The 502-nt window shown below is 67.5% G+C and carries 1 pseudogene; it reads left to right on the top strand.

What is annotated here, in order from left to right:
- A pseudogene (locus J7523_RS20580) lies at nucleotides 1–502 on the top strand (preprotein translocase subunit SecA); the annotation flags it as partial.

Here is a 502-nt window from a genome sequence, read left to right as displayed (position 1 = left end):
GCCTGTACACCCCCGAGCACACCCACCTCATCGGGCACCTGAACAACGCCATCAAGGCCAAGGAGCTGTTCAAGCGCGACAAGGACTACATCGTGCACTCCGGCGAGGTGTTCATCGTCGACGAGCACACCGGACGCGTCCTGGCCGGACGCCGGTACAACGACGGTCTTCACCAGGCCCTGGAGGCCAAGGAGGGCGTGCGCGTCCAGCCGGAGAACCAGACGTTCGCCACCATCACGCTGCAGAACTACTTCCGCCTGTACGACAAGCTGGCCGGGATGACCGGCACCGGGGCGACCGAGGCCGCCGAGTTCTGGTCGACGTACAAGATGGACGTCGTCCCGATCCCGACGAACACCCCGATGCAGCGCGTCGACTCCCCCGACCTCATCTACCGGACCGAGGCCGGCAAGTTCGCCGCCGTCGTGGCGGACATCGCGCAGCGTCACGCCGCCGGGCAGCCGGTCCTGGCCGGCACCGCGTCGGTCGCCAAGTCCGAGCT

The sequence above is a fragment of the Cellulomonas sp. genome, from assembly GCF_017744555.1.
In the GTDB taxonomy this organism is placed as follows: Bacteria; Actinomycetota; Actinomycetes; order Actinomycetales; family Cellulomonadaceae; genus Cellulomonas.
Note: the sequence above shows the minus strand (reverse complement) of the source record. Positions and strands in the feature narration are given on the sequence as shown.